This window comes from Collimonas humicola, from assembly GCF_018304945.1.
Taxonomy (GTDB): domain Bacteria; phylum Pseudomonadota; class Gammaproteobacteria; order Burkholderiales; family Burkholderiaceae_D; genus Collimonas; species Collimonas humicola.
This window is the reverse complement of record NZ_JAGQEE010000010.1, coordinates 40,660-58,852: the sequence shown is the minus strand read 5'-3', so window position 1 is coordinate 58,852 and position 18,193 is coordinate 40,660. Positions and strand designations below refer to the sequence as shown.

Sequence of the window (18,193 nt, the reverse complement as noted above, 5' to 3'; positions counted from 1 at the left end):
TTTTTCAAGGGTTAAAAGGCCGCTTGCATGAGATATCAGGCAAGAGCGCCTCCGGCAATGGATTCTGGCAACAAATTGAAACAAAATTTACCAGAACTGGGTTTGCTGCAATGCCACATAGGAGCTATGCTGAAAGCGTGGTTCAAGCAAGAACCGGCTCTTCGGAAGAGTCGCCTGCCCCACTAACAAAAAGGGGAATATCGTGAAACTGCCGTTGATTTCCGCACTTCTGATCGTGTACACCTTGCTCGCGGCTGGCATGATCAGCTATTCGCAACTGGTTGCGCTGTACTAGATTTTGCATTCCGCCCAAAGCTTCCGGACGCTTGCAGAATAAATAATATTTTATTTCTCCGCCCAGAGTTTGGGCGCTCATTATAGTTGCGCCTTGCCGCCGCGGCGCACCGCCCCCCTAAATTTCTGCTGCAAACCCGCTGATTTACTGGCTCGCCCCCAGGCCCAGCGCTTGTTTTTTTGACACCTCCGCCTGCCGTTTCAACTCTTCCCGCTCATCCTCGCTCAGATGGGTAGGCCAGCCTATCATCTGCTCTTCGACCACCGTCGCCATGGCGGCAATCCAGCCGGGCGCCTGGTTCAGGCAAGGGATGAAATGGAATTCCTTGCCGCCCGCATGCAGGAAATCCTGCTTGGCCTCGATCGCAATCTCTTCCAAGGTCTCCAAGCAATCGCTGGTGAAGCCCGGACACATGACGTCAACCCGCCTGACCCCTTGTCTGGCGAGCGCCTGCAGCGTCGGCGCGGTGTAAGGCTGCAGCCATTCCGCCTTGCCGAAGCGCGACTGGAAGGTGAGCTGGTACTGCTCCGGTCCCAGCCCCAGCTGCTGGGCCAGCAGGCGTGCTGTCTTCTGGCATTCGCAATGATAGGGATCGCCCAGCAGCAAGGTGCGCTTCGGCACGCCATGAAAACTCATGATCAGCTTGTCCGGCGCGCCGTGCATGGCCCAATAGGCCAGCACCGAATCTTTCAGGGCCTGGATGTAGGCTTCGTGATCGTGATAGTGCTTGATGAAACGCAGTTCCGGCACATTGCGCACTTGCGCATAGTGGGCGAACACGGCGTCGTAGATCGATGCGGTGGTGGTGGCCGAATACTGCGGATAGGCCGGCAGCACCAGAACGCGTTCGCAGCCATCGGCTTTCAGCTGCTCCAGCACCTCGCCTATGGCAGGACTGCCGTAGCGCATGGCGTAGGCCACCTGGACCCGATGGCCGCGCTGGCCCAGATAACCGCGCAACAGCGTCGCCTGCTTGCTGGTATGGACTTTCAACGGCGACCCGTCGTTGCTCCAGATCGAAGCATATTTATGCGCCGACTTGCTGGAACGGAACGGCAGGATCACGCTGTGCAGGATCAGCCACCAGATCGCCCGCGGGATTTCCACCACGCGCGGATCCGACAGGAATTGCTTCAGGTAGCGCCGCACCGCCTTGGTGGTAGGCGCATCCGGCGTACCCAGATTGACCAGCAGCACCGCGGTCTTGCCGGTCTTGCCATGCGTGAACGGTGGTTCTTTCAGAAATGCCATGCGGAGATATCCAGGAAAATAAGAGCGGGATCAGAGCGCCAGCAGCTCGCGCGCATGCTTGCGGGTGGTCGCTGTGATTTCCAGGCCGCCAAGCATGCGGGCGATTTCTTCAATCCGGTTCTTGGCGTCGAGGCCATCGATCGCCGACACCGTTTTATTGCCCTGGCTTTGCTTGCTGACCTGGAAGTGCTGGTTGGCCTGGCTGGCGACCTGCGGCAAATGGGTAACGCACAAGACCTGGCGGTCCTGGCCGAGGCGTTTCAGCAAACGCCCCACCACCTCGGCGACGCCGCCGCCGATGCCGCTGTCGACCTCATCGAAAATCAGGGTCGGGGTGGCAGTCGAGCTGGAGGTAATCACTGAAATCGCCAGCGCGATACGCGCCAGCTCGCCGCCGGACGCCACCTTGGCCAGCGCCCGCGGCGCCACGCCGGCGTGGCCGGCCACCAAGAATTCCACTTGCTCGACGCCGTAGCTGGCCGGCTCGCAGGGGTTCAGCGCCACCGCAAAGCGGCCGCCGCTCATGCTCAGGTCCTGCATCGCCGCCGTCACCGCCGTGCCCAAGGCCTGCGCCGCCTTGGCGCGCGCCTTCGACATCTTTTGCGCCAGCGCCAGATATGCCGCTTTCAGCTTTTCTTCCTGCGCGCGCATGGCGTCGAGGTCGCTGGCATCGGCCAGCTGGCGCAACTGGCCGGACAGCGTCTCCAGTTCCTGCGGCAGTTCGTCCGGCGCCAGGCGGAACTTGCGGCCGGCCGAATGGATCGCTTCCATGCGGTCTTCCACCTGGTGCAGGCGCGCCGGATCGAGCTCGACCCGGCTCAGGTAATCATTCAAGGCATACACCGCTTCCTGCAGCTGGATGCGGGCCGGCTCCAGCGCTTCGAGCACCGGCTTGAGGCTGCTGTCGACATCCACCAGCTTGCCGATTTTCTGGTTCAGCGCCGACAGCTGCGACAGCATCGGCGGTGTGTCGTCAGAATCGTTTTCGGAAATCACGTTGAGCGCTTCCTGCGCCCCTTCGATCAGGCTGGCGGCATGCGACAGGCGGCTGTGTTCATTGGTGATTTCATCCCACTCGCCCGGCTTCACCGCCAGCTTTTCCAGCTCGCCTACCTGCCATTCGAGCCGCTCGCGTTCCAGCAAGACATTCTTGGCATTGGTTTCAAACTCTTCGCGCTGGCGCGCCAGCGAGCGCCAGCTTTTGAAAGCAGCGGCCAGCGCCAGCAGATCGTCGGACAAGCCGGCCTGGCCATCCAGCAGCAGCCGCTGCGCATCGTTTTTCAGCAGGGACTGGTGCGCGTGCTGGCCGTGGATATCGACCAGCATTTCGCCCAGCTCGCGCAGCTGGCCGGCAGTGGCGGCAACGCCATTGATGAAGGCTTTCGAACGGCCGGCGTTATCGATCACGCGGCGCATCAGGATGATGCCGTCTTCGCTGCCGAACTCGTTGCGCTCCAGCCAGGCAATGGCTTCGGCATCAACGCCATCGGCCATGGCGAATTCGGCCGTGACGTCGGCCTTGGCGGCGCCCTCGCGCACCACGCTGGCGTCGCCGCGGCCGCCCAGCGCCAGCGCCAGGGCATCGATCAGGATCGACTTGCCGGCGCCGGTTTCGCCAGTGAATACAGTAAAGCCAGCGGCGAACTCAAGCTCGATGGCATCGACAATGACAAAATCGCGGATGGAAAGTGTGCGCAGCATGGGAGTCTGGGATGGGCTCAAAAATGGATGTCAATATAGCGCGGACCGCCATGGCACTGGCAAAGTCGCAAGGAAATACTCAATACAGAAACGGCGTGGCTTAACAGCTTACATGATAGCGATTACTTCAGTTGTCCTTCCGCCGAGGGGTACTCGTTCCAGTGCAGTTTCTGGCGCAAGGTGGCGTAGTAGCTCCAGCCGGCCGGATGCAAAAAGGTAATGGTGTGCTCGGAGCGCCGGATCAGGATGCGGTCGCCGTGCTGCAGGCTGGCCAGCGACTGCATGTCGAAATTGGCGCTCATCTCGCGGCCGTTGACGATCTCGATCACGATTTCGCTGCTGTCCGGGATCACGATGGGCCGGTTCGACAGCGCATGCGGCGCAATCGGCACCAGCACGATGCCGCCCAGCGAAGGATGCAGCAACGGCCCGCCGGCGGACAAGGCATAGGCGGTGGAGCCGGTCGGCGTTGCCACGATCAGGCCGTCGGAGCGCTGGTTGTACATGAAGCGGCCGTCGACTTCGACCATCAGCTCCGCCATGCCGGAGCCGGCGCCGCGCGTCACCACCACGTCGTTGAAGGCCAGCGCGCTGAAAATCTGCCGGCCGTCGCGCATCACCGCGCTCTGCAACAGGCTGCGCCGCTCAGACTCGACCTGGCCGTCGAGCATCTCGCCCAGCACCGGCAGCATCCGCTCCAGCGAAATATCGGTAATGAAACCCAGCCGGCCCTGGTTGATGCCGATCAGCGGCACATCATAGGGCGCCAGCTGGCGCGCAATCCCCAGCATGGTGCCGTCGCCGCCGACAATGATGGCAGCGTCAGCTTGTTCGCCGATCTGCTCGGGAGTCATGGCGGCGATGCCGGGCAAGGCGACATTCTGCGCCGTCTCCGCCTCCAGCACCACGTGATGGCCCCGTCCTTGCAGGAAATCGACGATTTCAGTCAGCGATTCGGAAATGCCGGCGGCAAAATACTTGCCGACGATCGCAATGGTCTTCGGCACAGGTTCCGGCAAATTCGCTTGAGAAGGTAATTTTATAGGCCACATGCTGGCGATTAGACCATAATTTAGGCTTGCAATGAAGGATACGCACGTGGCTCTGATGAATAATTCAACACCCTCCCCCCATTCGCGGCCGGGCAAGCCGCAGATCGTCAAAGCGGTTCTGTTCGATCTTGACGATACGCTATGGCCGATAGCGCCGGTGATCGCGCGCGCCGAACAAATCCTGTTCGAGTGGCTGCAGGCCAACGCCGAGGCGGTCACCCGCCGGTTCAGCATCGACAGCCTGCGCCAGCAGCGGCTGCAGCTGGCGGCCACCGATCCGGTGTTCCGCTTCGACCTGTGGAAGCTGCGCCATGCGGCGCTGAGCGCGGCATTGAGCAGCGTCGGCGACGATCCGGCCAAGGCGGATGCCGCCATGGCGGTGTTTTCCGAAGCGCGCCATGCGGTGACGCCGTTCGCCGACGTCCAGCCGGTACTGAGCCGGCTGCAGCGCCGCCTGCCGCTGGGTACGGTCTCGAACGGCTTTGCCGATCTTGGGAAAATCGGCCTGGCCGGCCACTTCCAGGCCTCGATCGCAGCCCACAGCTTCGGCAGCGGCAAACCCGATCCGGCGATTTTCCACGCTGCCTGCGCCGCCCTCAAGGTAGCGCCGCAGGAAGCGCTGTACGTCGGCGACGATCCCATGCTGGACGTGGTCGGCGCCCAGCAGGCCGGCTTGCAGGCGGTGTGGATCAATCGCTTTGAGCGCACGCTGCCGGACGGGGTCCGGCCGCAAGCCAGCTGCACCAGCCTGGATGAACTGGAGGCATGGCTCGAACAAACGCATTTTGCCGGCCAAAACAGTGTATAAGTGCATTTATAAGGTGCTGGCATGCAAGCACAGCGCTCGCTAAAATAGACCCATATGCAACTAGATAATCGCGCTCAAACCCTGCTCAAGGCCCTGGTCGAACGGTATATTGCCGACGGCCAGCCGGTCGGCTCGCGTGCCCTGTCCAAGATCTCGGGCCTGGAGCTGTCGCCGGCGACTATCCGCAATATCATGGCCGACCTCGAGGAAATGGGCTTCGTCGCCAGTCCCCATACTTCTGCCGGGCGGGTGCCGACGCCGCGCGGCTACCGCATGTTCGTCGATACCCTGCTGACGGTCGAGGCTATCGACGAGACCGCGCTCGAGTCGAAAATGCAAAACAGCCTGCAGCCCAGCTCGCAGCAGAAAATCATCACCAATGCGGCGCAAGTGTTGTCATCTTTATCGCATTTTGCCGGCGTCGTGCTGAGTCCGCGGCGCGAATCGATTTTCCAGCAGATCGAGTTCCTGCGGCTGTCGGAAAAACGCATCCTGCTGGTGATCGTCAGCCCCAGCGGCGACGTCCAGAACCGCCTGCTGTTGACCGATGTCGACTACAGCCCGGCGAAACTGGTGCAGGCAGCCAACTATATCAACCAGCATTACGGCGGCCTCAGCCTGGACGACGTCCGCCTGCGCCTGCAAGGCGAATTGCGCAAGCTGCGCGACGACATGACCTGGCTGATGCAGGCCGCGGTGGAAGCCGGCAGCGACGCCATGACCGACAACAGCGACGAAGTGGTGATTTCCGGCGAACGCAATCTGCTCAGCGTGACCGACCTGTCGTCCAACATGGATTCCTTGCGCAAGCTGTTCGACATGTTCGAGCAAAAAACCGGCCTGATGCAGTTGCTGGATATTTCCGGCAAGGCCACCGGCGTGCAGATCTTCATCGGCGGCGAATCGCAGCTGGTGCCGATGGATGAGATGAGCGTGGTGACGGCGCCGTATGAAGTCAACGGCAAGATCGTCGGCACGCTGGGAGTGATCGGGCCGACGCGGATGGCTTACGAACGGGTGATCCCGATCGTGAACATCACCGCCAAGCTGCTGTCGAACGCCCTCAGCCACAGCTGACCGCAAGCGCCGCCGCATGTCGCGCAACGACGCCATCATCGACTATATCCGCGAGCTGCTGGCGCCGCTTGGCGCTGTCAGCGCGCGCCGCATGTTCGGCGGCTACGGCATCTACCACGACAGCGTGATGATCGCCCTGGTGGCCGACGGCACCCTGTTTCTCAAGACCGATGAGCAGACCCGGCCGCAGTTTGCCGCTGCCGGTTGCCGGCCGTTCGTTACCGAGAGCAAGGGGAAGGCGATTGAGATGAGCTACTGGTCGGCGCCGGAAGACGCCATGGATTCGGCCGGCGCCATGACGCCGTGGGCGCGGCTCGCTTATGCGGCGGCAGTACGCAAGGCCAACGCCAAGCCGGCGCCTAAGGCAGCCAAGACACGTACGCGCTGAGCGGCAGCAAACAAGGGGTCAGGCCTTTTTCTTGCGGCAGTCGCGGCAATGGCCGTACAGGGCCAGCGCATGGTCGGCGATTTCAAAGCCGTGTTCCTTGGCGACGATTTTCTGGCGCTTTTCAATTTCTTCGTCGTAGAACTCCTCGACCAGGCCGCAATCCAGGCAGACCAGATGGTCGTGGTGCGAGCCTTCATTGAGTTCGAACACGGCCTTGCCGGTTTCAAAGTGGTTGCGTTGCAACAGGCCGGCTTGCTCAAATTGCGTGAGTACGCGGTACACAGTTGCCAGGCCGACATCAAGATTTTCGCTGAGCAAGATCTTGTAGACGTCTTCAGCGCTCAGGTGCCGCACTTCGCTGTTCTGGAAGATTTCCAGGATTTTCAGGCGTGGCAACGTGGCTTTGAGGCCGCTGGCTTTTAGTTCGGATGGATTGTTCGGCATGTTTTGGTCACAAATGGATGATCTGCTTTATCATATAGCGTTTTAGCACAGTTGCTCAATCAATTGAGATCCTTATGCGAATGTTGCTCTCCCCTGCCCGTACCTCCGCTTTGACCGCTAGCTTTGTCCTGATGGCCGCACTGGCCGGCTGCGCCTCGAAAAATCCCTTGCTGGACAGCCCTGCCGCAGCTGCGCCGGGCGACGCTGCCACTGCGACTGCCACCGCCGATACCAGCGGCGTGCAAACCGTCAAGCACCGCCGCTTTCTGGGCGTTTTTTCCCCGTATCGTATAGATATACAACAGGGAAACTTCGTTTCCAAGGAAATGCTGGCACAGGTTAAAGAAGGCATGACACGCGAACAAGTGCGTTTTGCGCTCGGCACGCCTTTGGTGACCGACATCTTCCACGATGACCGCTGGGACTATGTGTTCCGCCTGCAAAAGGGCAATGGCGAAGTCACCACCAGCCGGGTCAGCGCCTTCTTCAACGGCAACCTGCTTGCGCGCATAGAAGGCGGCAACCTGCCGACCGAGAACGACTACCTGGACCGGATCTCCGGCGGCGCGGCGGAAGCCAAGAAGAGCGTCAAGAATGTCGAAATTGCACCGACCGTGCCTAGCGCGCCCGCCCCTGCCAAAAACTAAGCGCGCATCGAGTGGAAGGCCCGCGTTGCCCAGCGGCTCGCAGCTTTCCCCTCAGCCGGCCAAGTTCAAGCAATCAAGATCCACTGTTCAGATCGCCGAATTAACATGACTCAGATGAAAATAGCCGTTGCAGGCGCCTCCGGACGTATGGGGCGCATGCTGGTCGAAGCAATCCAGAACGCCGACGACGCCGTGCTGGTGGGCGCGCTTGACGTGCCGGACGCGCCGGAGCTGGGCAGCGATGCCGCCGCCTTCCTCGGCAAGCCTGCCGGCGTCCCGATCGAAGCCGAGCTGGCCAAGGGCCTGGCGCAAGCTGCCTACCTGATCGATTTCACCCGCCCCGAAGGCACGCTGAAGCATCTCGAATACTGCGCCGCCCACGGCATCAAGATGATTATCGGCACCACCGGCTTCGATGAAGCCGGCAAGGCGGCGATCGCGGCTGCGGCAAAAAAAACTGCCATCGTGTTCGCTCCCAACATGAGCGTCGGCGTCAATGTCACCATGAAGCTGCTGGAACTGGCCGCCAAGACCTTTTCCCATGGCTACGATATCGAAATCATCGAAGCGCATCATCGGCACAAGGTCGATGCGCCTTCCGGCACGGCGCTGATGATGGGTGAAGTGATCGCCGCGGCGCAAGGGCGCAAGCTGGACGATGTCGCGGTCTATGCGCGCGAAGGCGTCACCGGCGAACGCGATCCGTCCTCGATCGGCTTTGCCGCGATCCGCGGCGGCGACATCGTCGGCGACCACACGGTACTGTTTGCCGGCATCGGCGAGCGCATCGAGATCACGCACAAGTCTTCCAGCCGCGTGACCTATGTGCACGGCAGCTTGCGCGCCGCCCGCTTCCTGAGCGACAAAAGCACCGGCCTGTACGACATGCAGGACGTGCTGGGCTTGCGCTGATTTTCCGTGCCGGCCTGGCGAGGACTGCTGTCTGCACCAGGCCGGCTGCTGCACTGCTGTGATGCTTCTGCCGTCACGGCACTAATCTTCTCGGATCGACGCCATGGATCAATCTCTCGGACTAGCCCGCTACTGGGCGCAAACTGACGCCATCTCCCACTCGGTTGCCTATGTGCTGGTAATCATGTCGGTGGTCAGCTGGTTTTATATCCTGTCGAAAGCCTGGAGTTCGTGGCGCATCCGCCGCAGCGCGGCAGCGCTCGACGATTTCTGGCAGGCGCCGACACTGGAAGTGGCGATTGCCGGCATCAAGCCTTTCGATTCCGAAAATGTCTTTTCGCCGCTGGCCAGCCAGGCAGCCGACGCCGCCGCCATCAAACCGCCCGCCCCGGGCACTCCGGCGGCGTCGCTGAATGCCGCTTCCGATCCGGGCGAACTGATCACCCGCACCTTGCGCCGTGAAATCAATCGCGTTTCATCGCGCCTGGAAAGCGGCCTGACCCTGCTCGCGTCGGTTGGCTCGACGGCGCCGTTCGTCGGCCTGTTCGGCACGGTCTGGGGCATTTACCATGCGCTGGAAGCGGTTTCGTCCAGCGGCACCATCCAGATCGACAAAGTCGCCGGTCCGGTGGGCGAAGCGCTGATCATGACCGCCCTCGGCCTGGTGGTGGCGATTCCGGCCGTGCTGGCGTATAACGCCTTTACCCGCGTCAACCGGATTACACTGTCGGAACTGGATGCATTTGCGCATGACCTGCATGCTTACCTGACTACCGGCAGCCGGGTCGGCAAGTAATCCAACGCGGCCGGATAACGGCAATCCGACAATCTATTTAACCGATTCGAGGCAAATCATGGCTTTTGGCGGCTTCAACGATAACCAGAACCAGGCGCCGATGGCGGATATCAATATCACGCCCATGGTCGACGTCATGCTGGTGCTGCTGGTGATCTTCATCATCACGGCGCCGCTGTTCACCCATGCCATCAAGGTCGACCTGCCCAGCGCACAATCGGCGCCAGCGCCGGAAAAACCCGAGACCATTTCGCTCTCCATAGACCGCAGCGGCAAAATGTTCTGGAATAACGACCAGGTGAGCGAAAACGAACTGGCCAACCGTATCGTAGCCTCGGCGCAGCGGCAGCCGCAGCCGGAACTGCAATTGCGCGCCGACAAGGATACCCGCTACGAAATCCTGGCGCAGGTGATGTCGCTGGCGCAAAACAACGGCCTGGCCAAAATTGGCTTTGTCACGGTGCCCTCCAAGAACGACGCCGCCAAGTAATTCCTCACTCCGCTTTACGCGCTGAGATCTGGCCGCCCGGCCAGATGCCTTTCCGTATCTGTTTGTATCTGTTCGTATCTGGCGCCAGTTGATTGCAGCCGTGCGTTCGGTCCTCGTGCGTGTCGTCCCGGCACCAATAATTTCCTCTTAGAAACTTAATAATTTGCCTTGAATAGCGCCGGGCAGCGCTTTTGCATGTAACATCATATTTTCATTTGTATCTTTATATATCAACAAATTACAATAACAAATGATAGTAATGAATAATTTCATTTTGATAATTATTTCCGCATTGCCTCGCCACTTTTCTGATCGCCCAAGCATATGACACTGTCCTCTTACAATCACTTGCTAGGGACGACCGGCCATCCCGGATTCATCGGCCTGCCCTTGCTGCTGGCGCTGACGATTGCCGAGTGGGGCGTGTATCTGGTGCCGACCAGCCTGCTGGCCCTGTGGATCAGCGGCGGCAGAGAAACCCGCATCACTTCCCTCAAGGCGGTAGTGACCATGGCGGCGGCCGTACTGGCCAGTAAAGCCGTTGCGCTGCTGTGGGCCGCTACGCAACCGGCGTTGGAAGACGGCGGGTATACCTACCAGCCCCAAGGCGAGCATTACCTGAGCCCAAGCGTCACGATTGCCATCATCCTGGCTACCGGCCTGACGCTCTGGACCGCACGGGCAATCAAGATCAAATGGGTCGGCGTGCTGCTGGTCGTGCTGTCGCTCGCCGTCAGCTGGGCCAAGGTATTTCTCGGCATGCACTATCCGCTGGATATCTTCGGCGCCGGCATGGTCTCGCTGGCCATGATGCTGGCCATGAATTCGAAGTACGGCAAGATGGTCAGCGACGGCGCCGTCAGATTCATCAACAGCCGCCTGCAAAGCCTGGCATTGCTGTCGGAGCTGTCGCACCTTTTCTCCATCCCGGCGACGCTGCATAAGCCTGGCCATCGCCATGGCCGGCAACGCGTTACCTTGCTCAGCTGCCTGCGGCACTCGCCGCGCGGCTTGTCCTACTACGCCAAACAGATCAAGCTGAGCGCCCGCACGCTGCTGCACTACCGGCAAACCCGGCGCTGGCTGGCCTACTGGAACGCATCGCCGATGCACGCCAGCCTGGCGCAGGCGACGCCGCGGCTGCTGCAGAAAATCTACCGGCCATATCAATCGTTGCGCCTGCGCAGCGAAGAGCGGATGGATCTCCTGGTAAGCCATTACAACTTTATTTTCCGGCAAGACCTTGCCGCTCTGGTGCTGCAAGCGGCAAAATCGCCGCTGTTGCTGGGCAGCTTCAGCGGCAAGTCCGGCGTTGTCTACGAGATCCGGCTGTCGGCGATCGCCACGCTGGACCGAGAGGGCGAACTGGCGCTGGACTTGTGCTGCGACCAAAGGCGCCTGTTCTCGGTTGCCTTCACTTTCCATGGCAGTGAACTGCGCCCGGCTATCGGCATCGGTTGCCTGCAGGGGCCGCGCGGCGATGACGCCCAGGAACGCGTGCGCCACGCCACCCGCGACATGTTCGGCATGCGGCCTAAGGGCTTGATGGTGCGCCTGGTCAGGGAAATCGGCCGCGCCTATGGCTGCCGGCAGCTGATCCTGGTGGGGAACCAGAATCGGGTGATGTTCCATCAAGTGCGCACCGGCCAGGTTTTTGCCGATTATGATGACTTTTGGCAAGAAATTGGCGCAGTGCGCCGCGCCGACGGCGAGTACCAGCTCTGCTGCGACGACATTCCGTCGCCCAACCTGCAGGAAATCCCTTCCCACAAGCGCTCGGAAGCGCGCAAGCGCATCGATCTGACGGAACGCGCGGTACAGGCCGCATTAGCCGGCTTTTCCGGTAAATTCGAGCGCGCCTAGAGCCTCATGTTCCAGCCATCGGCGTCAAGCGTTGCGCGACGCCGCGCGTCCCATGCGCTAAAGCGGCATCCGAACCAGTATAATCATCGGTTCGGGGTCGATGAGGCAATGTTTCGCGGATCGTGAAATACTGCCCCAGCCCAGCAAGTTCCCATTCCGAACCGCACCAATAACGATCAGAAGCGCTCCGTTCGTCCCGGCCTGCATTCCCGCCGACGGCGTGGCTGCTCCTGGCGCGTTTGCGGTGCGGGCGGATAACATTCACTTTTTAGCTCCCGTCATGCAAGAAAAATATAGTTCAACCGACGTCGAAAAATCAGCACAAGACTATTGGCAATCCATAGACGCCTACAAGGCTGTCGAGCACGCCAAGGACAAGAACGGCCAGGATAAAAAGAAGTTCTACGCCTGCTCCATGCTGCCTTACCCATCGGGCAAGCTGCACATGGGCCATGTGCGCAACTACACCATCAACGACGTCATGTACCGCTACCTGCGCATGAACGGCTACAACGTGCTGATGCCGATGGGCTGGGACGCTTTCGGCATGCCGGCGGAAAACGCCGCCATGGCCAACGGCGTGCCGCCGGCGCAATGGACCTACGCCAACATCGCCCACATGAAAAAGCAGTTGCAGGCGATGGGCCTGGCGATCGACTGGTCGCGCGAAATGACCGCCTGCACGCCGGAATACTATAAGTGGAACCAGTGGATGTTCCTGAAGATGCTGGAGCAAGGCATCATCTATAAAAAGACCGGCACTGTGAACTGGGATCCTGTCGACCAGACCGTGCTGGCCAACGAGCAAGTGGTCGACGGCCGCGGCTGGCGTTCCGGCGCGCTGATCGAAAAGCGCGAAATCCCGATGTACTACGCCAAGATCACCGACTACGCCGAAGAACTGCTGGAACACGTCGAAACCAAGCTGCCGGGCTGGCCGGAACGGGTGCGCCTGATGCAGGCCAACTGGATCGGCAAGTCGACCGGGGTGCGCTTCGCCTTTCCGCACAAGATAGAAGAAGACGGCAAGCTGATCCAGGACGGCAAGCTGTGGGTCTTCACTACCCGCGCCGACACGATCAAGGGCGTAACCTTCTGCGCGGTAGCGCCGGAACATGCGCTGGCGACCTTCGCCGCCAAACGCAATCCGGAACTGGCCGAGTTCATCGCCGAATGCAAAAAGGGCAGCGTCATCGAAGCCGACATGGCGACCATGGAAAAGAAGGGTATGCCGACCGGTTTGTACGTGTCGCATCCGCTGACCGGCCAGCAGATCGAAGTATGGGTCGGCAACTATGTCTTGATCACCTACGGCGACGGCGCCGTGATGGGCGTGCCGGCGCACGACGAGCGCGACTTCGCCTTCGCCCAGAAATATGTATTGCCGATCCGTCCGGTGATCGCGGTGGCAGGCAAGACCTACTCCGAGGAAAGCTGGCACGAATGGTATGGCGACAAGGAAAACGGCGTCTGCGTCGATTCCGGCAAGTACGACGGCCTCAACTACCAGCAGGCAGTCGATGCGGTAGCGGCCGACCTGGCGGCGCACGGCCTGGGTGAAAAGAAAATCACCTACCGCCTGCGCGACTGGGGCATTTCGCGCCAGCGTTACTGGGGCACGCCGATCCCGATCATCCACTGCGCCGATTGCGGCGATGTGCCGGTGCCGGAAAAAGACCTGCCGGTGATCCTGCCGGAAGACTGCGTGCCGGACGGCAGCGGCAATCCGCTCAACAAGCATGAAAAATTCCTGCACGTCGACTGCCCCAAGTGCGGCAAGCCGGCGCGCCGCGAAACCGACACCATGGACACCTTCGTCGATTCGTCCTGGTATTACATGCGCTACTGCTCGCCGAAGAGCAACGACGCCATGGTCGACTCCCGCAACGATTACTGGATGCCGATGGACCAGTACATCGGCGGCATCGAGCACGCTGTGCTGCATTTGCTGTACGCGCGCTTCTGGACCAAGGTCATGCGCGATTTCGGCCTGATCAAGTTCGACGAGCCGTTCACCAACCTGCTGACGCAAGGCATGGTGCTGAACGAAACCTATTTCCGCGAAGACGCCAGCGGCAAGAAGACCTGGCACAATCCGGAAGACGTCGAACTGACCTTCGACGACAAAGGACGGCCGCTGACGGCGATCCTGAAATCGGACGGCCAGCCGGTGGAAATCGGCGGCACCGAAAAGATGTCGAAGTCGAAAAACAACGGCATCGACCCGCAAGCCCAGATCGACCAGTACGGCGCCGACACCGCGCGCCTGTTCACCATGTTTGCCTCGCCGCCGGAACAGACCCTGGAGTGGTCGGGCACCGGCGTCGAAGGCGCCAACCGTTTCCTGCGCCGGATCTGGGCTTTCAGCTATGCGCGTGCCGGCAGCATCGCGCCTGGCGTTGCAGCGGATTTTTCGAGCCTGAACGACGCCCAGAAAACCTTGCGCCGCGAAGTCCACAAGATCCTGCAGCAGGCCGACCACGACCTCAAGCGCATCCAGTACAACACGGTGGTTTCGGCCTGCATGAAAATGCTGAACACCCTGGAAGCGGCCAAGCTGGACCAGTCGCCGGCCAGCAATGCGGTCCTGACCGAAGGCTTGTCGATTTTCCTGCGCGTGCTCAATCCGGTTGCGCCGCACATCACCCACACCTTGTGGCAAGAGCTCGGCTTTGCCGCGGTGTACGGCGACCTGCTCGACGCCAGCTGGCCGGAAGTCGACGCCAAGGCGCTGGAGCAGAGCGAGATCGAATTGATGATCCAGGTGAACGGCAAGCTGCGCGGCAGCATTACCGTCGCCAAGGATGCCGACAAGGCCAGCATCGAGGCGGCGGCACTGGCCAATGAGAATGTGCAGAAATATCTCGAAGGCGCGCCCAAGAAAATCATCGTGGTGCCTGGAAAGCTGGTCAACATCGTCGCCTAGGCGATTGCCGGGGCCGGATCTGCGGATCCGGCCTGAAACTTGAAACAAGGAATGCCTGAATGTCGAATAGAATGCCTCTCAGAATGTCCGCTTCCCGCAATTGGCTGCGCTGGCCTGCCATGCTGCTGATCACGGCAATGTTGTGCGCCTGCGGTTTTCACCTGCGCGGCTCGGCTAACCTGCCCTTCAGTTCGCTGTACATGACTTTCGCTCCTACCTCTCCCCTGGGGATCGAGCTCAAGCGCAATATCGTCGCCAGCGGCAATACCAAGGTGCTGTCGAAACCGGAAGGCGCCGAAGCCACGCTGGGCGTGCTCAGCGAAACCCGCGAGAAAGTCATCCTGACTACCAACAGTTCTGGCCGTCCAAGCGAGTACATGCTGTACTACCGCCTGACTTTCCATGTCACTGACGCGCAAAACAAAGAATTGCTGGCGCCGACGCTGATTACGCTGAAACGCGACATCAGCTACAACTCGTCGCAGGAATTGTCCAAGGACGCGGAAGAAGTACTGCTTTACCGCGACATGCAATCCGACATGGTGCAGCAGATCCTGCGCCGCTTGGCCGCCATCAAGACGGCGCAGCCGACGCAGCCTGAAACGGCGCCGGCGGCAACGCCGGACGCAGCTCCTGCAGCTGCCCCGGCCAAATAAACAGTGCAAAGGTAAAAGTGCATGCAATTGCGGTTTGACGCGCTCGACGGCCATCTGGGGAAAACCCTGGCTCCCTTGTATGTGATCACCAGCGACGAGCATCTGCTGGCGCTGGAGGCCTCCGACAAGATACGTAAAAGCGCGCGCAGCCACGGCTGCAGCGAGCGCGATGTGCTGGTGGTCGACCGCAGCTTCAAATGGGGCGAGCTGCTGGCCGCCAACCAGTCGCAATCGCTGTTCGGCGATAAAAAGCTGATCGAATTGCGCATCCCCGGCGGCAAGCCGGGCAAGGATGGCGGCCAGGCCTTGCAAAGCTATACGGCGACGCTCAATCCGGACAACGTCACCATCATCAGCCTGCCCAAACTCGATTGGGCGACGCAAAAGGCAGCCTGGGTCGCCAGCCTGCAACAGGCTGCGGTATACATTGATATCCCGCTGGTCGAACGGGCGCAGCTGCCGAACTGGATCGGCGTCCGCCTGGCTGCGCAGCAGCAAAGCGCGGACCGCCAGTCGCTGGATTTCATCGCCGACCGGGTCGAGGGCAACCTGCTGGCGGCGCACCAGGAGATCCAGAAGCTGGCATTGCTGCATCCGCCAGGCAAGCTCAGCTTCGAACAGTGTCACGATGCAGTCCTCAACGTCGCGCGCTATGATGTCTTCAAGCTCAATGAAGCGATGCTGGTGGGCGATACCGCCCGCCTGGTGCGCATGATGGACGGTTTGAAAGGCGAAGGCGAAGCCCTGCCGCTGGTGCTGTGGGCGGTTTCGGAAGAAATCCGCACCTTGCTGAAATTGAAATCGGCCGCCGCCCAGGGGCGTCCTGTCCCGGCGCTGCTGAAGGAATATCGCATCTGGGGACCGCGCGAACGCTTGATGGAGCCGGCGCTGCGGCGCTTGAGCCTGGCGACGCTGGAAACGGCGCTGAAAGATGCGGCGCAGGTCGACAAGATGGTCAAGGGCTTGCGCGCCAAGGCGTTCAGCGGCGATGCCTGGGATGCATTGCTGCAATTGGGCTTGAAAGTTGCCCAGGGCGGTTGAACAAAATTCAAGAATGACAAAGAAGCTAAGAACATAGGCATATGGACATCCAACAATACATGACTGCGGTCGGACAACGCGCCCGCGCCGCATCGCGCGCCATGGCGCGCGCCGACACCGCCGTGAAAAACCGTGCGCTGACCTTGATTGCCGCCGCCATCCGGCGCGATGCCGAACTGCTGCGCACCGCCAATCAGGCCGACCTGGCGGCCGCCCGCGCCAACGGCCTGGCGCCCGCCATGCTGGACCGGCTGACACTGTCGGAGCAGGCCATCGCCACCATGATCGCCGGACTCGAACAGATTGTCTCTTTACCTGATCCGATCGGTGAAATTTCGAACATGAAGCACCGCCCCAGCGGCATCCAGGTCGGCCAGATGCGGGTGCCGCTGGGCGTCATCGGCATCATCTACGAAGCCCGTCCGAACGTCACGGTAGACGCCGCCGGCCTGTGCATCAAGAGCGGCAACGCCACCATCCTGCGCGGCGGCTCGGAAGCGCATCATTGCAACCAGGCGCTGGCCAGGCTGGTACAGGAAGGCCTGGCCGGCGCCGGCCTGCCGCCGGATGCGGTGCAGGTGGTCGACACCACCGACCGCGCTGCCGTCGGCGCCCTGATCACCATGCCGCAGTATGTCGACGTCATCGTGCCGCGCGGCGGCAAGGGCTTGATCGCGCGCCTGATCGAAGAAGCCACGGTGCCGATGATCAAGCATCTGGACGGTATCTGCCACGTCTACATCGACGACCAGGCGGACCTGGCGAAAGCAGCAGACATCGCCTTCAACGCCAAGTGCCATCGCTATGGCACCTGCAACACGATGGAAACCTTGCTGGTGGCGCGCAGCATTGCGCCGCAGGTCCTGCCGCGACTGGCCAGCCTGTATCAAGCAAAGCAAGTCGAATTGCGCGCTGATGCGGAAGCGCAGGCCATCCTGCAGGGTTATCCGCACCTGAGCGCCGCCACGGAAGAAGACTGGCGCACCGAATACCTGGCAGCGATCCTGGCGGTGAAGATCGTCGCCGATGTCGATGAGGCCATAGACCACATCAACACTTACTCGTCGCAGCATACCGACACCATCGTCACCGAGAATCACTCGCGGGCAATGCGCTTCCTGCGCGAAGTCGACTCCGCCTCGGTGATGATCAATGCCTCGACCCGCTTTGCCGACGGTTTCGAATTCGGCCTGGGCGCCGAAATCGGCATCTCCAACGACAAGCTGCATGCGCGCGGACCGGTCGGCCTCGACGGCCTGACTTCGCTAAAATATGTTGTGTTTGGACATGGTGAAGTGCGCCAGTAGTTTCCAAGACAGATTCACGGAAACATGAAAGGCACGAAAAATCCTGGTTCTTATTTTCGTGCCTTTCGCGTTTTCGCGGATTGCCCGATCATCAATGGTAAAAAAGGAAATCGCCCATGCTCTGGATCAAATCGCTGCATATCGTCTTCATCGCCTCCTGGTTTGCCGGCTTGTTTTACCTGCCGCGCATCCTGGTCAACCTGGCGCAGGAAACCAATCCAGCCGCCACCCAGCGGCTGCTGCTGATGGCGCGCAAGCTGTATCGCTTCACGACGATCCTGGCGTTCCCGGCGGTGTTGTTCGGTGCCTGGATGTGGCTAGGCTACGGCATCGGCAAAGGCCCCGGCAACGGCTGGATGCACGCGAAATTATTCCTGGTAATCCTGGTGATCGGCTACCACCATGCCTGCGGCAGCCTGCTGAAGAAGTTTGAAAAAGGCGCGAATACGCGCAGCCACGTATGGTTGCGCTACTTCAACGAAGTGCCGGTTCTGCTATTGCTGGCCATTGTGATCCTGGTTGTTGTCAAGCCGTTCTAA

18 protein-coding genes are annotated in these 18,193 nt (G+C 60.8%); 13 read left to right on the top strand and 5 right to left on the bottom strand.

All coding sequences use genetic code 11. The features are described from left to right. Positions 1-142: 142 nt before the first annotated feature. From KHU30_RS23065 to KHU30_RS23050, 4 genes are all read right to left on the bottom strand, one after another. Positions 143-376, bottom strand: a complete 234-nt coding sequence (locus KHU30_RS23065; protein ID WP_211444947.1) for a hypothetical protein — start codon at positions 374-376, stop codon at positions 143-145. Between the two features lie 63 nt (positions 377-439). Further along, on the bottom strand, positions 440-1,546 hold the full coding sequence (hemH, locus tag KHU30_RS23060) for a ferrochelatase (RefSeq protein ID WP_211444946.1): 1,107 nt from the start codon (positions 1,544-1,546) through the stop codon (positions 440-442). Positions 1,547-1,576: 30 nt separating this feature from the next. After that, complete coding sequence (recN, locus tag KHU30_RS23055; RefSeq protein ID WP_211444945.1) at positions 1,577-3,247, bottom strand: DNA repair protein RecN; 1,671 nt, start codon at positions 3,245-3,247, stop codon at positions 1,577-1,579. Positions 3,248-3,369: 122 nt separating this feature from the next. Further along, complete coding sequence (locus KHU30_RS23050) at positions 3,370-4,299, bottom strand: NAD kinase (protein ID WP_211444944.1); 930 nt, start codon at positions 4,297-4,299, stop codon at positions 3,370-3,372. A gap of 55 nt (positions 4,300-4,354) precedes the next feature. Here KHU30_RS23050 and KHU30_RS23045 point away from each other — a divergent pair, with 55 nt between their 5' ends. Genes KHU30_RS23045 through KHU30_RS23035 form a run of 3 tightly spaced genes read left to right on the top strand, consistent with a single transcriptional unit; the run spans position 4,355 to position 6,572 of the window. Next, positions 4,355-5,107, top strand: a complete 753-nt coding sequence (locus tag KHU30_RS23045) for an HAD family hydrolase (protein ID WP_230427548.1) — start codon at positions 4,355-4,357, stop codon at positions 5,105-5,107. A 54-nt stretch (positions 5,108-5,161) separates the two neighbouring features. Continuing rightward, a complete protein-coding gene (gene hrcA / locus KHU30_RS23040; RefSeq protein ID WP_098494144.1) occupies positions 5,162-6,184 on the top strand; it encodes a heat-inducible transcriptional repressor HrcA in 1,023 nt (340 codons plus the stop codon). 16 nt (positions 6,185-6,200) lie between these two features. Further along, on the top strand, positions 6,201-6,572 hold the full coding sequence (locus KHU30_RS23035) for a TfoX/Sxy family protein (RefSeq protein ID WP_211444942.1): 372 nt from the start codon (positions 6,201-6,203) through the stop codon (positions 6,570-6,572). A gap of 18 nt (positions 6,573-6,590) precedes the next feature. Here the strand turns inward: KHU30_RS23035 and fur are convergent, their stop codons facing one another. Further along, positions 6,591-7,016, bottom strand: coding sequence for a ferric iron uptake transcriptional regulator (fur, locus tag KHU30_RS23030; protein ID WP_038493139.1), 426 nt, complete (start codon positions 7,014-7,016; stop codon positions 6,591-6,593). Positions 7,017-7,090: 74 nt separating this feature from the next. Between fur and KHU30_RS23025 the strand changes: the two genes are divergently transcribed. The 10 genes from KHU30_RS23025 to KHU30_RS22980 all read left to right on the top strand — a co-directional run bounded on the left by KHU30_RS23025 (position 7,091) and on the right by KHU30_RS22980 (position 18,193). Next, positions 7,091-7,663, top strand: coding sequence for an outer membrane protein assembly factor BamE (locus tag KHU30_RS23025; protein ID WP_211444941.1), 573 nt, complete (start codon positions 7,091-7,093; stop codon positions 7,661-7,663). Between the two features lie 105 nt (positions 7,664-7,768). Then, positions 7,769-8,575, top strand: coding sequence for a 4-hydroxy-tetrahydrodipicolinate reductase (gene dapB / locus KHU30_RS23020; protein WP_211444940.1), 807 nt, complete (start codon positions 7,769-7,771; stop codon positions 8,573-8,575). A gap of 103 nt (positions 8,576-8,678) precedes the next feature. Further along, positions 8,679-9,371, top strand: a complete 693-nt coding sequence (locus KHU30_RS23015) for a MotA/TolQ/ExbB proton channel family protein (RefSeq protein ID WP_098494148.1) — start codon at positions 8,679-8,681, stop codon at positions 9,369-9,371. 58 nt (positions 9,372-9,429) lie between these two features. Continuing rightward, entirely contained in the window at positions 9,430-9,861 is a 432-nt protein-coding gene (locus KHU30_RS23010) for an ExbD/TolR family protein (RefSeq protein WP_211444939.1), read from the top strand. A 324-nt stretch (positions 9,862-10,185) separates the two neighbouring features. Continuing rightward, positions 10,186-11,724, top strand: a complete 1,539-nt coding sequence (locus KHU30_RS23005; RefSeq protein ID WP_211444938.1) for a DUF535 family protein — start codon at positions 10,186-10,188, stop codon at positions 11,722-11,724. A 280-nt stretch (positions 11,725-12,004) separates the two neighbouring features. Further along, positions 12,005-14,650: a leucine--tRNA ligase gene (leuS, locus tag KHU30_RS23000; RefSeq protein WP_211444937.1), complete on the top strand. Its 2,646-nt coding sequence runs from the start codon at positions 12,005-12,007 to the stop codon at positions 14,648-14,650. A 59-nt stretch (positions 14,651-14,709) separates the two neighbouring features. Beyond that, positions 14,710-15,306, top strand: a complete 597-nt coding sequence (locus KHU30_RS22995; protein WP_211444936.1) for an LPS-assembly lipoprotein LptE — start codon at positions 14,710-14,712, stop codon at positions 15,304-15,306. Positions 15,307-15,327: 21 nt separating this feature from the next. Continuing rightward, positions 15,328-16,347, top strand: coding sequence for a DNA polymerase III subunit delta (gene holA, locus KHU30_RS22990; protein WP_211444935.1), 1,020 nt, complete (start codon positions 15,328-15,330; stop codon positions 16,345-16,347). Positions 16,348-16,388: 41 nt separating this feature from the next. Further along, on the top strand, positions 16,389-17,654 hold the full coding sequence (locus tag KHU30_RS22985) for a glutamate-5-semialdehyde dehydrogenase (RefSeq protein WP_211444934.1): 1,266 nt from the start codon (positions 16,389-16,391) through the stop codon (positions 17,652-17,654). Positions 17,655-17,770: 116 nt separating this feature from the next. Continuing rightward, a complete protein-coding gene (locus KHU30_RS22980; RefSeq protein ID WP_211444933.1) occupies positions 17,771-18,193 on the top strand; it encodes a CopD family protein in 423 nt (140 codons plus the stop codon).